This window comes from Pyrinomonadaceae bacterium (genome assembly GCA_036277115.1).
GTDB lineage: Bacteria > Acidobacteriota > Blastocatellia > Pyrinomonadales > Pyrinomonadaceae > UBA11740.
The window spans coordinates 581,788-600,527 of the sequence record DASUNM010000023.1 but is presented as its reverse complement, the minus strand read 5'-3'; the positions used below and the strand labels follow the sequence as shown (position 1 = coordinate 600,527).

The window sequence follows — 18,740 nt, the reverse complement described above, 5'->3', positions numbered from 1 at the left end:
CGTGAGCCGGAAACGCGATAAGCTGCGACTCTCCAGGATCATTGCTTGGCAGTGATCTCTAATTCGTCGTATCCGTAACAAAACATGGTGTACTTCTGCGAGCCAAATTCGGACAGCGTTTTTTCTATCTTGCGATTCAGGTGGTTCAATGCCGTCGACTGCGCACAGGTCATGAATGTTTCAATAACCAACTCATTTTCTCCCCGGTAAATCGCTTCGATGATCGGATCTTTCTTTAGCTCCGTGTCGAGGTCGCCTATCATCCTGGTTTTTGAGTTGCGCTCGTCGGGAAGCTTTATGTACAGCAAGCCGCGCTGGCACCGCTGGCGATCATACGCTTGTGGATCGTCGAGAACCCTGCGTCGTATTGCGGCGACAGGCGCGACAGGTTTTTCCAGCAATTCTGACAAAGACCGAGCCTCTCTAAGCACATCAATGTGCTTATAGTCCGTAAAAAACGGACCCGACTTTTCCATTTGAAGTCCGGTTATCAATTTCTGATGAAGGTTATCTTTGAATTCTCTAAATAACACTGCCGGGGCTTTCTGACTGAACCGGAGGCGCACGAGCAGGTCCCACTTGCCAAGCAGATCGTACATTCCGTTTAGCGTGCAAATGTTAGGTGGTAGTGTCTTGACGAATTCCCGTACGATTTCCCGCGATTCTGCGCACGATTTCACGCTCATAAAGAAAAGATGCAAATCCGATACGTCCTCGCCTGAAACATCCGACGTCGTGACCACATGGTGACGTACTTTGGCTTCCTCCAAACAGTATTGATTTGAGAACTGCGAGATATGAGGAAGTGGGATCGTTAGCGGCGCCTTGAACGGTGAAAAGCGTGTGTCACTTTTCGGCTGAGTGAAAGAGCGCACCGTTATTTCATCATGGCCTATTTCGTAAACGAAGAACTGGCGCTCATCATGTTTGCTTGCGCAACTTCCTGACGCCGCAATCGTCAACGGTCGACTTTCATGGAGTCTATCGTGGTAAGAGATGACCGCCGGGCGATGCTGATGTCCGTGAATAATCAACGCGGTGTTAAGAGCCGACAACTCGTTCAGCACGTCCACGGCGTCAAGGGTGTGACTTGATCGACCTTTGGGTGCATCTGTGGGCCAGTCAGCGTCTTCAATTTTCTCGATGGGATAGATTGGCAGGAGGTGATGATGCAAAGCGGCAATTAATACGTATTCCTGGGCCGGTTGCACTTTGCTTTGCATGCCGGCTTTCAACCGATCCAGTTGCTCTTCGCCGATGTTGCCGATGCCCGCCAATGCTTTCCCTTCGACGGTGCACGAGTTCAGCAGCGCAAGCAGAATGGGCCGCGCCGAGTCGGGCGCGTTAAGTTGCTTAACTACCGGTAAATTCGCCTGGCCGCAGTCGTCCCGGCCAAACGCGCGCACAAGTTCATCGTAGCTGATAAATCGATCTTCAATGTCTTCATCCCAGGTCAGGTCATGATTTCCGGGCAGAAAAGAAAGCTGGTCATTAGTTAGACCGAGGGCGCTTTGCAGACTCTTGATGCCCTTTTCTGCCTGAGTACGATCCTTGAATTGATCACGAGTAAAGAAGTCCCCCGTAAAAACGACGTGATCTATTTTCACAAGATTGTCCGAAAGAACGCGTTGAATAGCTGCTCCCAGCCCGGAAAGGCCTTGCGGATTTTTCTTCTGGGCAAAAGCGTGGTCGGTTCCAAAGTGAAGATCTGATAGGTGAAGTAGAGTGAACATGGGAACTCTTCAAACCTCCGTCGTGGTGAAAGTCAAACGATGCAATCTGTCTTCGCGAACTGCGCCACTGGTGGTCGTACGGCCGTGCAGCCAGCGGCGGTCATTCAACAGGAAACCTTCGCCCCTTTGAAACTTGATCATTAGCTGACGGGCGGCTAAAACGGCCGCCAGTTCTTCCGTCCACTGGGCCTCTTTCGCATACAAGAAGTAGAAGAAGTCGTCAAACTTATCCTCGTCGAAATCTTGCGTCAAAAGACTGGTCACGTGAACTTTGGCATCCTCGGGCATCGTCTCGAGCCGGTGCAGGGCCCGCATGAAGTCATGGGTTGAAATAAGCACTGTTTGGCCGGACTCATCAAGAGGTACCTTGTCGAAGACTACCCAGAGCGATTTTTGCAAATACAGGTCGGCGTGCGGAGGAAAGGGAAAGCCGGTTTCCGACAAATCTCCCAGCGGCGCGTATAGCGCTGCATCATGTCTGCCCGAGATCACGCCGAGACAATGCTGATAATAAGAGAAGAGGAAATGTAACGTCTCGCTGGAAATGTCCTGATCGATCAACCCGGAAAACAGCCTTATTTCATCCGCGGGTGTCATCTCGCGGAGTGCCAGGGCCGATTGAAATAGAATTTCGTGCAGCTCGCGATCCACTAGCTCAGTCTTAACCGTGTAGGTCTGGTCATAACGCTTTCCCTCGTAAAGATGGATCAGTTCGGGCGGCGGAAGTAACGAAATTACGTCCTGTAGCTTTAAGAGACTGTCTCTGAATTCCGGCGACCAGCGGTACCACCCACCAACTTGATTGATGGGGTGATCGGTAAACCGGAGCGGCGGGCTGGTGGAAACAAAAGGGAGCATGCTTATGCTGTTCGGAGTAAAAGTTGTTCCCCATCCCAGGAAGGGAACAGTGAAGCTCAGTCCGTCAAAACGCGGGTAGTATAAAGCAATCGCAAAGACCAGGCCACGGTCTTATATGAGCTTGCTTCCGGCAAGCGTGTGATGTCACACTTATGTTCAATTAATCACCGCGATTTCCAGATACCAGATCGGAGTCACCAATGAGTTCTCCTGTTACCAAAAAGTTGATCGAACGCGATCCTTCGATACCGCTCAGCACCAACGTTCACCTGCTCAATTGGGTCGAAAAGATGGCGAACTTGACCAAGCCCGCGGCGATTCATTGGGTCGATGGCTCAGTCGAAGAAGACGAGCTTTTGAAGGCCCAAATGGTTGAGAGCGGAACCTTTATCAAGCTTAATGAAAAGCTTTGGCCAGGTTGTTACTACGCGCGTTCGCACCCAAGCGACGTGGCGCGCGTAGAAGACCGCACCTACATTTGCTCGCTGTCGAAAGATGCGGCCGGTCCGACCAATAATTGGGAAGAGCCGTTCGCGATGCGTCGAAAGTTGAAGGAACTGTTTGATGGCTCGATGCAGGGCCGGACGATGTACGTGCTGCCGTTCAGCATGGGCCCGATCGGCTCGCCAATGGCGCAGATCGGCGTCCAGCTCACTGACTCGCCGTACGTGGTGGTGAACATGCGCATCATGGCGCGCATCGGCATGCCGGTGTACGCCGAGATCGACAAAGATTACAAACGGGTCGTGCCGTGCATGCATTCAGTCGGCGCGCCGCTCGCGCAGGGAGATAAAGACGTACCCTGGCCGTGCAACACTGAAAAGTACATCGTTCATTTCCCCGAGACCCGCGAGATTTGGTCGTTCGGGTCGGGTTATGGCGGGAACGCTCTGCTCGGTAAGAAGTGTTTCGCGCTGCGCATCGCTTCAAACATCGCGCGCGACGAAGGCTGGATGGCTGAGCATATGCTGATCGTCGGCGTCGAAAGTCCCGAAGGCGAAAAGACTTATGTCACGGCGGCATTCCCAAGCGCCTGTGGCAAGACGAACTTTGCGATGCTGATTCCGCCGGCGGGATTCGAAGACTGGAAGGTCTTTACCGTCGGCGACGATATCGCGTGGATCAAACCGGACTCCGAAGGGTGCCTGCGCGCTATCAATCCGGAAGCAGGTTTCTTCGGCGTGGCACCGGGCACTTCGGCAAAGACGAATCCAAACGCAATGAAGACGCTTGCGACGAACTCGATCTTCACCAACGTTGCGTTGACACCTGAAGGCGGCGTTTGGTGGGAAGGCATGACGGACGAGCCGCCGGCAGAGTGCACGGACTGGCAGGGCAACAAGTGGACACCCGCGATCGCGAAAGAGTCTGGCGCCAAGGCCGCGCATCCGAACGCTCGCTTCACTGCGCCCGCTTCACAATGTCCGACGATCGATCCTGACTGGGAGAACCCGAACGGCGTTCCGATCAGCGCGATCATTTTCGGCGGACGACGCGCGACGACGATGCCGCTGGTCTATCAATCGTTCAACTGGACCTCCGGCGTTTACACCGGCGCCACGATGGGCTCAGAAATGACGGCGGCGGCGTTCGGCGCGATCGGCAAGGTGCGCCGCGATCCGATGGCGATGCTGCCGTTTTGCGGCTATCACATGGGCGATTACTTCCGCCACTGGATTCAAATGCAGCGCTCGCTCAGCGAGACGCCGCGCATCTTTCACGTGAACTGGTTCCGTAAAGACAAAGACGGCAATTTCCTTTGGCCGGGCTTCAGCGAGAACATGCGCGTGCTGAAATGGATTGTGGATCGCTCGCGCGGACGCGCGCTTGGTCAGGAGACGCCCATCGGCTGGGTGCCGCGTTACGAAGACCTGGAATGGGAAGGCCTGGATTTTCCGAAAGAGAAGTTCGACGAACTTCAGTCATTCGAGCGCGGCGCGTGGCGTCAGGAAGTGCTGGGCCACGAAGAGTTGTTCCTCGATCTTCACGATCGACTGCCGCCTGAGATGGTTTACGAACGCGAGTTGTTGATCTGCAGGTTGTGAGAAGTTAAGCCCGCGAAGTGGGCGTAAGCATAAAGCCTGGCACCCCAGCCGAACTGCTCGGCTGGGGACCCCGCCCTGGGGTGAAGCGAAGCGGAACCCCACGGATCGGTTACTAATTAATAAGTAAGCCCGCAAAGCGGGCGACAGGGTTGAAAACGGTACTGTCGCCGCTCCGCGGGCTTACGAATTTTGATTGATGTATCCCTGGGGCTTACGCCCCAGGCTTTATGCTGTCACTTGCTCCGCAAGTTGGGGAGCTCCCAGCATCCTCACAATCGCCGGGTCAATGACTTTCACGCCGTATTCGCCGGCCGCAAAGCTCTTCAATTTGTGTTGGGCGTCGAACAGGTAATACGCAGGCACATACCCGTGGTCGTTCTGAAATGCGTCGCGCAGCTTGTGCTCGTTGTCGATAGCGAGCGCATCCTTGATTTCGTATTTCGCGACTGCCTCACGCACTGAATCAACATTCATGTCTGCGGGATAACGCGGCATGTGAATCGCGATGACGCGCAAACCGGCGTCCCGATACGCTTCACGCCATTCGGCCACGCGCGGCAGATTGTCTTTACACATCCCGCAGCTCACTGACCAGAAGTGAATCAAGACCGGTTGTCCATCGGCATCTTTCAAAGCATCTGCGGCAGAACTACTCAGCCATTCGGTTGCGCCTTCCAGTGAAGGCAGTGGTGTTCCAATTCTCATGGGCATGGTAAAAATCTCCTCAGCCCCATAAGTCCCATAAACCTATGGGACGAATGGGACCGATAGAACAACGTTACGAAGCCTTACGCCTTGATCGTTTCCTGACCTGGCCGCCACTCAGCCTGGCAAAGGCCGCCGGTCTGGAGCGCCTGGATAACGCGCAGCGTCTCTTCGGCCGAACGTCCGATGTTCAGATCGTGCACGACCTTGTAACGCAGGACGCCTTCCGGATCGATCACGAACAGACCGCGCAGGGCGATGCCGCGATCTTCGATCAGCACGCCGTAATCGCGGGACATGCTCTTCGTGATGTCCGCGCCAAGCGGGAAGCGAAGGCCTTCAACGCCGCCTTTGTCGCGCGGGGTTTGCAGCCAGGCGCGGTGCGAAAAGGCTGAGTCGGTCGAAACGCCGATTATTTCGGCGTCAATGCCTTCGAAGTCATCGTAGCGATCGCTGAACGCCGTAAGTTCGGTGGGACAAACGAAAGTAAAATCCAACGGGTAAAAAAGTAGTACGACCCACTTGCCGCGATAATCGGAAAGCTTCACCGGCTCGTTCAATTTTTCGATGTTCTTGGTTGATGGAATTTCAAAATCCGGCGCCGGCTTTCCGACCTGCGCCGCATCGTAAGTTGTTGCTATTGCTGTACCTGTTGCTGACATTCTTCCTCCTAAGTGATTGGCTATTGGTCGCGCGGATTCATTCTCGCGACGTTTCAAATTAAAACGAACTGCTTATTCCGCCCGACATTTCGGACAAATCCCGACCAGGGTCAAATGCACCGACTCAGCCTTGAAGCGCGCCGCGCGCGCGGCTGATCGCATCAGTTCCACCGTCCCGGGCAGGTCAAAATCGACCAGGTTGCCGCACGATGAACAAACGGCATGATCGTGCCGATAAGTTTCGCTGTCGTAGCGGCTGGGACTCTTACCGAATGAGGCAATTTCGCGAATCATGCCTGCGTCTTTCAGAAACCGCAGCGAGTTGTAAACCGTTGCGAAGCTGATGCCGGGCATCGCCTTGCTCGCCTGTTCGAAGACTTCGGCCGCCGTGGGATGCACGTCTTTAGCGCGCACGAGATCCAACACCAGACGACGCTGCCGGGTCAGTCCCCGCAGCGTTGGTTCGTTCCCTCGTTTTGCTGTTTTGCGCGTTCCCATGAATTGCGAATTATACTAATTCTAAATTTATAGTCAAGCGGCGACGAGGATGGTTTCGTCTTTGCGTCTCGGTGAATATCTCGGTGCCTCTGTGGTTAATCTTGCGCGCGAGGAACTCCACCACAGAGACACAAAGTTCCACAGAGTCACAGAGGAACAATAATTCTCGCGTTCTCTTGAACGATCTGCGACGAAGGTTTACGCTTGGGTGAATTACAAAACGGTTATTAACTCGAAGGAGGACTAGATTCATGCCTGAAGTTGGAGACATGGCTCCGGATTTCGAGCTGAAGAGCAACCTTGAGAAAGACAAGAAGGTGAAGCTCTCAGACTTCCGGGGCAAGAAAAATGTAGTGATCGCGTTTTACCCGCTGGCCTGGACACCAGTCTGAACGGCACAAATGCCCGCGTACGAAGCGGATCTCGACCGCTTCCGCGAGTACGATGCCCAGGTCCTGGGCATTTCAGTCGACAGCGTTCCGTGCAACACCGCCTGGGCAAAAAGTCTCGGCGGACTTTCCTACGATCTTCTCAGCGACTTTCATCCCAAAGGCGAAGTAGCGCAGGCCTTCGGCGCGTACCGGGCGAGCGACGGCATTTCCGAGCGCGCGATATTTATCGTCGACAAGGAAGGCAAGTTCGCCCACGTAGACATTCACGACATTTCCGATCAGCCGGACAACGAAGAGTTGTTTGAGGTGTTGCGGAAGCTGTAAGCGCAGAAGTCAGAAGTCAGAAGTCAGAAATCAGATGTCAGATGTCGGACGCAATCCGGCATCTGGCATTTTCATTTTCGCTCTGTGCCTCGGTGAAGCCTCCGTGACTCTGTGGTGAATTTTTCGCAAGTTCACTCACCACCGAGGCACTGAGACACAGAGACACAGAGCCGCTTTTGCACAGACGTGCTGGTTTGCTAACCTACTTCCACAATGACTATCTCTCGCAAATGCGTTCCGTTCACTCCCTTCGAACGCGAGCTTTCGAAGACCACCGTGGCAATCGTCACTGCCGGTGGGGTGCACCTTAAGGATCAGGAAGGGTTCAACATCGCCGACGAACTTGGCGACCTGACGTATCGCGAGATCCTACCGGATGTTGATTCCCGAGACCTGATGGTCACTCATCATCACTACGATCATCGCGACGCTGACGAAGACATCAACGTCGTCTTTCCGATCGACGTGCTGCGCGATCTCCACGCGGAAGGCTTCATCGGCGGCATCGCCAAAAAGCACATCGGGTACATGGGTTACACCATGCAGCTCAAGGCGATGTATGAGGGCACCGCGCGTGAAATCGCCAATGACATCGATAAGGGCTCGCGGGCCGACGCGGTCATTCTTACCGGTGGCTGACCCAGCGTCTGTCACCGCACGGTCGTCGCGGTCCAACGTGAAATTGAAATGAAAGGGATTCCGACGGTTCTGATTACCGTCAGCCCGGAAGTGTCAGCGCAGATGCGTCCGCCACGCGCGCTTTATCCGAAGGGATTTAAGATCGGCAACAGCCTCGGCCGTCCCGGCATGCGCGACTTGCAAAAGAAAGTTTTGCGCGACGCGCTGGAATTGCTGACTCAGAACACGCGCCCAGGTGAAACGGTGACGATCGAATACCCCAATTATGGTGAGCAGTTCGAGCCGCCGCGCGTGAAGAAGGTCGGATCCTAGTTTCAGTACCGGGAGGTACCGACCTGACCCCTTCCGACTAACCAGACCGCTTGTCGATGCGATCGCTACCGCTCTCGGTGCTGACAATCACCGGAATCTTGGCTTCAAACGACGGCGCACGTCGCGCTAGCTTTCTGCTCAAATCGCTGCTTAACAGCGCCTGCATGGCCAGCCGCATGGTGGGATTCCGATTCAGAAGCCCGTCGATCTCTTTCTTTGACCAGGCCAGGTAACGCGTTGGTTCAACGGCGCGCACGGTCGCGGTCGCGGCGCCGCCGCTGATGAAACTCACTTCGCCGATGAAGTTGCCGTCCAGCAACTCCGCGAACACCTGGCCGCCGCGTTCGACCGAAAGCCGCCCGTTGTAAATCATCATCACTTCATCGAGCGTCTGTCCTTCAACCGCCAGGATGTCGCCGGGCGCAACCTGTCGCCAGTGACCGATGCGCATCAACTTCATGAACTCAAACGGCGCGAAATTCTTGAAGAGCGTGTCGTGCAGTTCCTTTTCTTCTTCAGTGAAGTCGATTCCGGTACGTTCGCGGATGATGATGGCGATTTGGACAATGTTAATGACCGCGAACAGCACGTTCCACCAAATCACCGTCCACAAAGGCGTCGCGGGCACGACATAGTTGAAAATGATGCCGGCAAAACACGAGAGGATTGTGAGAAAGCGCAGCCAGAGAATGTCGCGTAACAGATACGCGATCATCGTCAGGATGGAAGCAAGGTGCCCGGAGAGCTGACCGATTAAGAGTGTGTAATCCATCGGGAAGAGCCCGCGGTCACGTCCGCGAACTGAACCGGCATCTTGCCATTCAGAATTTTGACGCGCAAGCCCCTAATCCTGATCGCTTTTCTCGGTGCGCCTCAGTGATATCTCCGTGTCTCCGTGGTGAGTAACGATCAGTAACCACAGAGAGACAGAGATACACAGAGACACATAAAGAAAAGCAAACGGAAAATTCTTCTTTCCGGCCCGAACAAACTAAATTAGTATGTACGCCGCCCGCTGCGACGACATCTATGACCCCCCGCACCATTCTTAAAGTTGCGATCCTGACGTTTCTACTGATCGGCACGCTCGCGTTGACCCTGACGAGCGATGCTCAACAGTACGATCAGACTGCCCCGTGCGACATCGCTTTTCCATTGCCGCGTCCGAGCGAAGTCGGCGCGAAGGCTTTCCAGAAGACACTCTACGCATTTCTTGAAAAGCGTTGTTATCAAAAATGGGTCAACGATCGCGAAATCCGCAACACAGGCCCTTTCATCGCGGGCAAATCGTTCGGCACGCACAACGCCGTCAAGATTTTCTATTCGCCGGAGGCCTGGGACTGGCTCAAGAAAAGAAATCGTGAAGGCGAGATTGCCGACGGCGCGGTAATCGTCAAAGAGATGTTTCGCGATCCCGCCAAACAGGATGCAAAGCTGCGCGGCTGGACGGTGATGGTCAAAGACCGCAAAGCGTCATTCGACGGTTGGTACTGGTCTTATCATGCGCCGGGCTACACGCCTGACAATCCCGCCATCGATTATCCAGACTCAGGTTTTGGTCTTTACTGTTTGCGCTGTCACGCGTCAGCGGCGAAGGAATCGACATTCATCGATCTGCGAAACGTCGAACACGATCCGATCACTTTCAGAATTGCGTCGCCGCCGCCGCTTCCGGGCGCCGTCTTCCAGGACCCCAAGAACGAACATCAGCAGATGGCGGAAACCAGTCCGTTTGCGGTGGGTCAATTTGCGAAGCCGCGGGAAAGTCCGGATCCGAATTTCCTGAAACTGTTTGCCGGACTGCCAATCGTTTCTTCGAAGTCGGTTAAAAGTTTTCCCGGCGAAGCTTTGGATCACGTTATTCCCGAAGCCGGCGGACCGAAAGGGTTCCTCACGTCGAGCCAATGCCTGGGTTGTCATGGCGCGTCTCCCGAGAACATGGCTCTGCAGTACGGCGCTTACGGAAACAAGCCAGTCAATCTTTCGCAGTACACAGAGTGGCGCGCTTCGCTGATGGGCCTGTCGGGTCGCGATCCGATTTTTCACGCCCAGCTCGAGTCGGAAAAGACTCTTTATCCGTCGCAGGCGTCATTCTTCGACAACACTTGTTACCGATGTCACGGCGTGATGGGCCAGCGTCAGGTCGAATCTGACAAAGGCAAGCCGTTCGCGCACGATATGGTTTATGCGCTGCCGGACGAGCCGGATGGAAAGTATGGCGCGCTGGCGCGCGACGGCGTCTCTTGCAGCGCCTGCCATCGCATTTCGAAAGATGACCTCGGCAAGCCGGAAACTTTCACCGGCAAGTTCAAACTTGACCCTCCCGACGTGACGAACGGGCCGTACGAGAAACCGACGGAACTGCCGATGAAAAACGCGCTCGGAATTACTCCGCGCGAAACGCCGCACATTAAAACTTCCGCGCTATGCGGCAGTTGCCACACGGTCATCCTTCCCGTTTTTGATAAGAACGGCCGCCAGGTTAAAGACAAGAACGGCAAGCCAAAAGAATTTCACGAGCAGATGACTTATCCCGAATGGCAGAACAGTGTCTACCAGAACGAGCGCGAGCCAATCGATCGCGCGCAGGCGAAGACCTGTCAGGATTGTCACATGCCCACGAAGCTGCGCGATCTCGATCTTTCGTTTCGCATCGCGAACATCGAAGACGAGACATATCCGTTTACGGACGGCCGCGCGCCAAACAAAGACATCACTTTGCAGGTCCGCCCCAAATACGCGCGTCACACCCTGGTCGCGTTGAATCAGTTCGGCCAGATGATGTTCCAGCAGTTTCCTGACATCCTGGGCATCCGCACTTCCGATTATATGTTCGCTCAAGGCGCGCTCGGGCTGATCACCGCGCAACGTTCAAGCACTGAGATGGCGCGCGAACAGACGGCGAAGATTTCCGTTACGTCCCTAAAACAAGCTGATCAATTCATTGAAGCGCAGGTTCGTGTTGAGAATCTCGCCGGTCACAGTCTTCCGTCCGGGGTGGCATTTCGTCGCGCGTTTCTTACTTTCGAAGCACTGGACGAAAAGGGCAATGTCGTCTGGGCGTCAGGCCGCACGAACAGTGTCGGCGGGATCGTGAAAGGTACGAGTGAAGAAGTTCTGCCGACGGAATTCTTTTTCGATCCCGCCACGCGCAAGCAGGTGTGGCAACCGCATCATCAGACGATCAGCAACGAGTCGCAGGCGCAGATTTACGAAGAAATCGTTGCCGACCCGGAAGGAAAGATCACCACGAGTTTCGTCGGACTGGATCATGCGCTGAAGAACAATCGCTTTTTACCGAAGGGTTGGCGGACGGACGGACCGCTTGCCGAATTCACCGCACCGCATGGCGACGCCGAGCACGATCCTGACTACAACGGAAAGTCCGGCGCAACGGGCGCTGACAATCTCACTTATCGGATTCCGCTAAACGAACGGACGCGCGCAATCGTCGTGGTGCGCGTCACGCTCAACTATCAAGCCATTCCGCCTTACTACTTGAAGCAGCGGTTCGAGACTGGCCGTGGTCCCGAGACGCAGCGACTTGCCTATCTCGCGAGTCATCTCACCGTTGAAGGCACGCCGGTCGAAGGTTGGAAGCTGCCGCTGGTGTGCGCGACGCGTGGAATAAGGGATGCGAGCAGCGCGGCGTGCCCATGAACCCTGCGATCGAGTTGTGAAGAGCGAATAAAGTTAATAGTTTGGAGCGTTCCCTGCAGAGGAGACCATTCAGAGGAGAATCAAATTGAAAAAACAAGAATCAAACTGGCGAAAACAAGTGGTGTTTGCCGCACTCGCATTCGTAGTTTTGATATTCGCGAGTTCGTCGGCGGTCGCGCAAAAGTTCAAACCCGGCGACCGAGTCGAAGTTGATCCGAGCGGAATCAACGATTGGATGACGGGAACGGTGCTCCCTTTTTTAGAGAAAGACCAGCCACTCTTTCAAGGGGAGTACTACCTCGCCCGCGTGCTGATTGATAAATGGAAAGCGAGTTACCCTGAAGGCGTTTTGGTTCAGACTAAACATATTCGCACGTCCAAAGATGGGGCCGCTAAACCTCCGCAAAACCAACTTGAAGCGGACAAAACTCAGCGGGCCGGAAACGAAACGGCAAAAAATGAATTGGGTGCGAAATTCAAACCCGGCGACCGCGTTGAATGCGACGGGAGCGGAATCAACGATTGGCTCAAAGGGACGGTCCTGCCTTTTAAAGAAAACGATAATCCCGGTTTGGAGAAAGATAAGACCGGTAAGTACTTTTACATCCACCGCGTGCGGCTGGACAAATACGCATCGACCAAACCGGAAGGCGGACTGTGCTTTACAGATCGGACACGACCGTTAACAGGAGCGGCGGCTGCGCCTCCGCCGGTTGATAATTCGGTCGGCAAAGTAACGGTTGACGAAAACAACACACTTTCGGCTGACCGGCCCATTCTCGATTGTCCAGTTCAGCAAACTCGGGTTAAAAACGGAGCGCGTCCCTCAGCCGAACTGCTCAAGAAAATTATCCGCTGCGACAAAGGCGAAAAGCCCGCCGAAAAGGGCATGGACGGGGCGATGACGATTGATGTGACCGCGCTGGAAATCGCTGCTCCGCGCCCATGGGTGGCTTCACGCGATAGCGGCGGTAGACCCGGCACGATTATCTTTCCGGTGAGAGCAACTTACACAGAGAAGACCTTTTACCGCACCCGGACCGTGGTCGGCGAAAATTGGATTCGCATCATTAACTTTTACGTCAATGAATTCGGCGAATGGCAGAGCGGTTCTGAAGAGCCGGTCAAGGGCCCTCAGTCAAAGGATATTCCGCGATTCCCATGATTTATTGGGTTGCTCGACAATAAATCTACGCGAGGAGTAGACTGCTGACGTGAATTCGGGCGCGAAACTTTTCAAGGCTCTGGCCATCACCCTGATGCTTTGGTGCGCCGGTGCGGGTTGCGTGCTGGTGCGCTCCGCGCAGGCTACGCACGCCGCTGCCGGCGATTCTGCGGCCGCTGATTCAACGAACCACGGCGAGATGGGCGCATCACAGCATGCCGCTTGTCACGCAAAGCAGGGCCGCCGCGCGCAGAAAGAAGCGAATTCACGTCCACAAATCACCAAAGCCTTCGAGCAACGAAATACTCCGAGACCCGGTCGACCAGACGCGATGAGCTGTTGCCCGCTCGTGAACGGGTTATTTGTGACCAGCTCTCGCAATCAAACGCACGATGACGCGAGCGTCCTCGCGCCCAATGATTCGACTTCGTTCGCCCTCGCGAATTTATCCCCGACGCCGCCTGATGTTCCTCTGCGGTTGCCGGATAAACATCACCTATACCTCCGCGGTTGTGCCTTTCTAATCTAGAAGTCTGCCTGCAGGTAATGTTTAGCCACCCGCTCACGCAGGTGGTTCTGACGGGTAGCAGTGTCTTCGCTGCTATCAGGCAATGATCTTTTTTGCAGGAGACGAAAATGAAAAACATAAAAGGCTTTACTCTGGGCCTCGTGCTGGGGCTCTCAATCGCAGTGGCGGGTATCGCGTATGCGCAAACCAACACGCAAAGCGACCCGAACAAGAAGGCAGAATGTTGTTGCGTGGCCATGGACTGCTGCAAAGGCGATTCGTGTCCGATGATGAAAGACGGCGAGAAGAAAGCAGGCGCCGTTAAATCTGAAGGTCACGAATGCTGCTGCTGTTCCGGTGATTCATGTGAGATGAACCATTCGAAGCACAAGGACGGCAAAACTAAACCGTAGCGATGCGGTTATTCGTTGGGTGCGGCGCCAAGTTCGGGCCGCACCCAAATTCTCTCCCCGCGTAGTTGGAGTAAGTGAAATGAGCCGTCCAAAAGTTTCCGTTGTTTTGTTGGTGGCATTGTTGTCGTTGATTTTTGTCGGCAGTGGATTGGCGCAGCACGAGGGCCATGGCAAGCCCGCCCCAAAGCCAAAGCCTGCTGCTTCGCCGTCGCCGATTCCGCCTCACGTACATACGCCGGTCAGTCCGAAGCCGGCGCCGGCTGCTTCTCCGGCGGCGACTCCGCACCAGCACACGCCGGGAATGCCGATGCCCGCGGCTTCGCCTTCAGCGACTCCGCATCAACACATGCCCGCAGCGACGCCTTCGCCTGAAGTGCTGATACCGACACAGACGCCGCATCAACATCTTCCGATCCAGAAGGTCGACCCGACCAAGCTCTTGTCACCTTTGCCGGCGATGCTGGTGATGAGCGGCGACGATATGGGAATTCGGGTTGGCTCAAGCGACAAGAACGTTATGTCGATGGGGGCGATGGCGTCAGGGACGGCGTCGCAGCCTTCCTCGGCGCCGATGTATATGCATCATTGGACCAGGAACGACTGGCTGTTGATGCTTCACTACAACGTATTTGTGAACGTGAATGCGCAGGGCGGACCGCGGGGCGTGACAAAATTCGAATCAGCGAATTGGTTTATGCCGATGGCTTTTCGCAAACTGGGCCGTGGCACTTTGCAGCTGCGCGGAATGTTCAGCGCTGAACCGTTCACGTTTCCGCCCGGCGGTTCGCCGCTACTGTTTCAAACCGGCGAGACATACAAAGGCCAGCCGATAATCGATCGCCAGCATCCTCACGACTTGTTCATGGAATTATCGGCGCAGTACACGCACCCGCTCGGTGAACGCGGCACCTGGTTCACGTACTTTGGTTATCCGGGCGAACCGGCGCTGGGGCCGGTCCCGTTCATGCACCGCGCGTCCGCTTCGGAAAATTCGGCGGCGTCACTCGCGCATCACCTTCAGGATTCGACACACATCACCTTCGGGGTGTTGACCACGGGATTTACCTATCGCTGGTTCAAACTTGAAGGTTCGATCTTCAACGGGCGCGAGCCGGACGAAAATCGGTATGACTTTGACGCGCACAAGTGGAACTCGCGCGCAGCGCGTTTGTGGTTTATGCCGAACCGAAACTGGGCGCTGCAGGTCAGTCACGGATTCTTGCGAAGCCCGGAAGGGAACGAACCTGAAGTTGATGTGCGGCGGACCACGGCATCGCTTCAGTACAATCGTAAGTTCAAGCGCGGCAACTGGGCGTCGGCGTTCGTTTGGGGCCGCAATCACGTGAGCGGCCATCACGACGGCATCATTAATCTGAACAGTTACGTCGCCGAATCAACGGTCCAGTTTATCGACAAGAATTATCTGTACACACGACTGGAGTTAGTCGACAAAGACGATCTGCTCCGACCGTCCGATCGTGCACTGCTGGGAATCGCGCAGCACCACCCGGTATTTCGTATCGGCGCATTTACCTTTGGTGGCGCGCGCGACCTCTGGAACACAGATAAAGTCTCGTTGGCGGTTGGCGGTGACGTGACGTTCTATTCAAAACCTGCGATCCTCGACGGCATTTACGGCGACAATCCGGTTTCGTGGAAAATCTTTATGCGTTTGAGACCGGCGAAGATGAACATGAGTAGCCACGTCGGTCACTGAGCATATCGCCATTAGGTACGACGGTTTAGCGGACCGCACGATCACATGCATTAATCAGTACCACCCGCGTGTGGGAATCGAGCATCGAAGAGACATGAGTATGAAAAGATCACTTACTTTCGTGATTATTGGAGTTGCGGCTGTCGCGCTCGCGGCGGTTGCTTTGAGTTGCGGACAAGGTCAGCCGGCACAAACAGAACAAGCGGCACGCCCTGACGAGCATCAATCCGCGCCAGCTTCATCAGACGCGAAATCAATCCCCGCTCACTACGAAACAGAGCCACCACGAATCAGCCTGGCAGCCACGCTTGAACCGGAAAAATTTATAGGTAAGACGCGTGATGCTTACCGCATCGCGCGCGAGGCGCCGCAGTTGCTCGCGCAATTGCCTTGCTACTGTCACTGCGATCGCGGCCTTGGCCACAAGAGTCTGCACAGCTGTTACGTCGACGATCACGCAGCCCATTGCGCCGTCTGCGTGGACGAGGTTTTGATCGCTTACAACCTGCAAAAACGCGGGTTGTCGCCGCAGCAGATACGCGAAGAGATCGTTAAGCAGTTCGGCTCGTTGAACTAGTCCCCCAAATACTGACAACACATTGAGAAGTCGGCGAAATCTTGTCAGTGACGAAGGCCGGGGCAATCTTCCGTTATGGGGAGACTCGTGTTAATTTCGGCAACTCGTTTGCGAGCGTTCGATTGATGCCGTCTCATTTGTCATCCCCATTAGCGGTGGTTTTCTTCGGATCATGTTTCTTCGCAGACTTCTCTTAACCTTAATCGCCGTCCTGGTTCTGCTTGCCTCGGCGACCGCCCACGATCTTTTCCTGAGACTCGACACATACTTTCTGAAGCCGAACTCAAAAGTGACCGTGCGGCTGATGAACGGAACGTTTCAGCAGAGCGATGGCGCGGTTGCCCGCGAGCGGCTGCAGGATTTGACCGTCATCACACCCAACACCCGGAGTCTCTCCGAAAGTCACTTCGCATGGCGCGCTGAAGGAAAGACGACGCTCATGGACTTTGAAACCGGGCAGCCCGGAACTTACTTGATGGGTGCTTCCACCCGGCCGCGCGAAATCGAACTTAAGGCGGCGGACTTTAATGACTATTTGAAGCACGACGGCATTCCCGATACGCTGGCCGCGCGCAAACGCGATGGTCAATTGGGCAAGGACGTGCGCGAGCGCTATTCGAAACATGTGCGCGCAGTCTTTCAGGTCGGCGACACGCTTACGGAGGATTACAAAAAGGCTTTCCATTATCCGGTTGAGTTAATTCCACAACAGAATCCTTATTCGCTGAGAGCCGGCCAAACGATTTCGGTGCTGTGTCTGCTGGAAGGAAAGCCAATCGCCAACCAGTTTGTGATGGCGGGTTGGGAATCGCGGAATGGCAAACTGCACACGTTCGCTGCGCGCGCCGATAAAAACGGCATGGCGCGCATCACGCTTCGCGGCGCGGGAAAGTGGTTCATCAAGTTCATCCACATGACGCCACTCTCTGAACCGAATCTGAATTACGAATCGAAGTGGGCGAGTTTGACGTTCGAGATTAAGTAACTTTGACGCGATAGCGGAAAAGAGTCGAAGCCCTGCAAGAGGGAATCCCATCAGGTAGAAAACATTTCGCACTTGTTCCCGGACATCTTCAACGCTTGCTTATCATGTATAATCCTTTCCCTTAATGCTTCGACGAGCCGCACTTCAACGAACCTTAGCTTTAGTACTTCCGATTGCTATCTTCGGAGGTTTTCTGGGGTGCGTGTGGACATGTTCCGAAGCTCCCGAGGAATCCCCTGACCATAGCGGTACCGCAGTAGAAGCGCCATGTATTGAAATTTGCGCGTTTGAGTTCGCGCCGAGTGCTTTGGCAACGAAAGAACGGAACGACCTGCAACCAAAAGCCAACTCAGCGCAGCTCCCGCGAGCTGACTCGACTATCGACCTTGGATCGCGCGCCCCGGGTGGTTCGATCATTCCCTGCTCAACAAAACATCCTCCTCCCGAACGTCTCTGCGTCTATCGGATCTAGCTTCCAAGCATAGTTTTAATGCGTCCTGTGTTTTCAAGAGTACGGGTGTGTTCTATCTTGCTTAGGGAATTTCAACCATGCGTTTGTTTTTAAGTCTAATTATTTGCCTCATGTTCGCGCTGACAGTTGTGGCGCAAAAACCGGCGGTGACTCTCGAGGGCCAGGTCGTGTGTTGCGCGGAATGCTGGGCCGAAGCCGATCGCACCAAAGTCGAGTTCGGAACTGCTGAAGATCTGCTTAAAGCGAAGTCGTGCGTCGAGGGTGGCGATCCAACTCTGCTGGCGGTGCGCGAGGGCGATCAGTTCACGCTTTACCAACTTGAGCAGGGCAAATTTCGTTTGCCGGGGAAGAACTGGCTGGAGTTTGTTGGTAAGCGTGTGGGCGTGACCGGCTCAGTCCAGACGAAGAAAGATACAAAGATTTTTCGCGTCGATGAGCTAAAGGTCCGGGAGCCGAGCCCGGCTGAGCGCGATGCCGCGAAAGTGGTAGGCAGTGAAGTCGAGCTCAAGCTCAAAGATCTCTCCGGCGCCGAACAGAGTTTAAGTTCTTTCAAAGGCCGCATCGTTGTTCTCAATTTCTGGGCGACGTATTGCATCCCGTGCCGAGAGGAGATGCCGGACCTCGCCGCCATTCAAAACGAATATGCAGCGTTCGGGGTGCAGGTGATTGGCGCTTCAACTGATGAGGCCGCCGATCGCGCCAAAGTTCTGCAATTCATCAAAGAGACCAAAATCAATTTTCCCATCTGGATGGGAGCTACCAGCTCGGACATGCTGAGGTTTGGACTGGGAACCGCGTTGCCGGGTTCAGTCATTATCGGAAAAGACGGACGCATCGCGCGCGTGATTTCGGGTGTCGTTAATCAAGCCGATCTGAAGAAACAAATTGATGCCATGCTCTCTGCGAACGTGGCGACGACGGGCGAACCTACCGACCCACGCCAAGACATCGCCGTCACGACGAAGCGTCCGGGCGAAGTCTCTTCAGTTCCCAGTTGACCGCTTTGACCGGGCGAGGGCCGCGCCGTGAGCGGGGCAGGAAACGAAAATAAACAAAAGTGGACGCTGGGCATCCG

The 18,740-nt window shown here is 54.9% G+C and carries 18 protein-coding genes; 12 read left to right on the top strand and 6 right to left on the bottom strand.

The window, feature by feature from the left end:
- Nucleotides 1–38: 38 nt before the first annotated feature.
- Nucleotides 39–1,733: a metallophosphoesterase gene (locus tag VFX97_09540; protein ID HEX5703427.1), complete on the bottom strand. Its 1,695-nt coding sequence runs from the start codon at nt 1,731–1,733 to the stop codon at nt 39–41.
- A 9-nt stretch (nt 1,734–1,742) separates the two neighbouring features.
- On the bottom strand, nt 1,743–2,591 hold the full coding sequence (locus VFX97_09535; GenBank protein ID HEX5703426.1) for a hypothetical protein: 849 nt from the start codon (nt 2,589–2,591) through the stop codon (nt 1,743–1,745).
- A gap of 200 nt (nt 2,592–2,791) precedes the next feature.
- Here VFX97_09535 and VFX97_09530 point away from each other — a divergent pair, with 200 nt between their 5' ends.
- Nucleotides 2,792–4,636 (top strand): phosphoenolpyruvate carboxykinase (GTP), encoded by a 1,845-nt coding sequence (locus VFX97_09530; GenBank protein HEX5703425.1) that lies wholly within the window; start codon nt 2,792–2,794, stop codon nt 4,634–4,636.
- Nucleotides 4,637–4,861: 225 nt separating this feature from the next.
- On the opposite strand, the gene VFX97_09525 is transcribed toward VFX97_09530, so the two are convergent.
- From VFX97_09525 to VFX97_09515, 3 genes are all read right to left on the bottom strand, one after another.
- Nucleotides 4,862–5,347 (bottom strand): redoxin domain-containing protein, encoded by a 486-nt coding sequence (locus tag VFX97_09525; GenBank protein HEX5703424.1) that lies wholly within the window; start codon nt 5,345–5,347, stop codon nt 4,862–4,864.
- 77 nt (nt 5,348–5,424) lie between these two features.
- A complete protein-coding gene (locus tag VFX97_09520) occupies nt 5,425–6,003 on the bottom strand; it encodes a peroxiredoxin (GenBank protein ID HEX5703423.1) in 579 nt (192 codons plus the stop codon).
- Nucleotides 6,004–6,075: 72 nt separating this feature from the next.
- Complete coding sequence (locus tag VFX97_09515) at nt 6,076–6,501, bottom strand: Fur family transcriptional regulator (protein HEX5703422.1); 426 nt, start codon at nt 6,499–6,501, stop codon at nt 6,076–6,078.
- A 251-nt stretch (nt 6,502–6,752) separates the two neighbouring features.
- On the opposite strand from VFX97_09515, the gene VFX97_09510 reads away from it, so the two are divergent.
- From VFX97_09510 to VFX97_09500, 3 genes are all read left to right on the top strand, one after another.
- Nucleotides 6,753–7,217: a redoxin domain-containing protein gene (locus VFX97_09510; GenBank protein HEX5703421.1), complete on the top strand. Its 465-nt coding sequence runs from the start codon at nt 6,753–6,755 to the stop codon at nt 7,215–7,217.
- Between the two features lie 213 nt (nt 7,218–7,430).
- Nucleotides 7,431–7,856 (top strand): glycine/sarcosine/betaine reductase selenoprotein B family protein, encoded by a 426-nt coding sequence (locus VFX97_09505; GenBank protein ID HEX5703420.1) that lies wholly within the window; start codon nt 7,431–7,433, stop codon nt 7,854–7,856.
- A 48-nt stretch (nt 7,857–7,904) separates the two neighbouring features.
- Nucleotides 7,905–8,168: a hypothetical protein gene (locus VFX97_09500; protein ID HEX5703419.1), complete on the top strand. Its 264-nt coding sequence runs from the start codon at nt 7,905–7,907 to the stop codon at nt 8,166–8,168.
- Nucleotides 8,169–8,205: 37 nt separating this feature from the next.
- Here VFX97_09500 and VFX97_09495 read toward each other — a convergent pair whose 3' ends face one another.
- Nucleotides 8,206–8,940, bottom strand: a complete 735-nt coding sequence (locus VFX97_09495) for a cyclic nucleotide-binding domain-containing protein (protein ID HEX5703418.1) — start codon at nt 8,938–8,940, stop codon at nt 8,206–8,208.
- A gap of 257 nt (nt 8,941–9,197) precedes the next feature.
- Here VFX97_09495 and VFX97_09490 point away from each other — a divergent pair, with 257 nt between their 5' ends.
- From VFX97_09490 to VFX97_09455, 8 genes are all read left to right on the top strand, one after another.
- Nucleotides 9,198–11,828 carry a cytochrome P460 family protein gene (locus VFX97_09490; protein HEX5703417.1) on the top strand — a complete coding sequence of 877 codons (2,631 nt, stop codon included), beginning with the start codon at nt 9,198–9,200 and terminating at the stop codon, nt 11,826–11,828.
- Nucleotides 11,829–11,913: 85 nt separating this feature from the next.
- Complete coding sequence (locus tag VFX97_09485) at nt 11,914–12,993, top strand: hypothetical protein (protein ID HEX5703416.1); 1,080 nt, start codon at nt 11,914–11,916, stop codon at nt 12,991–12,993.
- A 49-nt stretch (nt 12,994–13,042) separates the two neighbouring features.
- Nucleotides 13,043–13,522 (top strand): hypothetical protein, encoded by a 480-nt coding sequence (locus VFX97_09480; GenBank protein HEX5703415.1) that lies wholly within the window; start codon nt 13,043–13,045, stop codon nt 13,520–13,522.
- 107 nt (nt 13,523–13,629) lie between these two features.
- Complete coding sequence (locus VFX97_09475) at nt 13,630–13,914, top strand: hypothetical protein (protein ID HEX5703414.1); 285 nt, start codon at nt 13,630–13,632, stop codon at nt 13,912–13,914.
- A 79-nt stretch (nt 13,915–13,993) separates the two neighbouring features.
- Nucleotides 13,994–15,631 (top strand): hypothetical protein, encoded by a 1,638-nt coding sequence (locus VFX97_09470; GenBank protein ID HEX5703413.1) that lies wholly within the window; start codon nt 13,994–13,996, stop codon nt 15,629–15,631.
- Between the two features lie 100 nt (nt 15,632–15,731).
- Entirely contained in the window at nt 15,732–16,208 is a 477-nt protein-coding gene (locus VFX97_09465) for a CYCXC family (seleno)protein (protein ID HEX5703412.1), read from the top strand.
- 172 nt (nt 16,209–16,380) lie between these two features.
- Nucleotides 16,381–17,193, top strand: coding sequence for a DUF4198 domain-containing protein (locus tag VFX97_09460; protein HEX5703411.1), 813 nt, complete (start codon nt 16,381–16,383; stop codon nt 17,191–17,193).
- A gap of 549 nt (nt 17,194–17,742) precedes the next feature.
- Complete coding sequence (locus VFX97_09455; protein HEX5703410.1) at nt 17,743–18,663, top strand: TlpA disulfide reductase family protein; 921 nt, start codon at nt 17,743–17,745, stop codon at nt 18,661–18,663.
- The last annotated feature ends 77 nt before the right edge of the window (nt 18,664–18,740 follow it).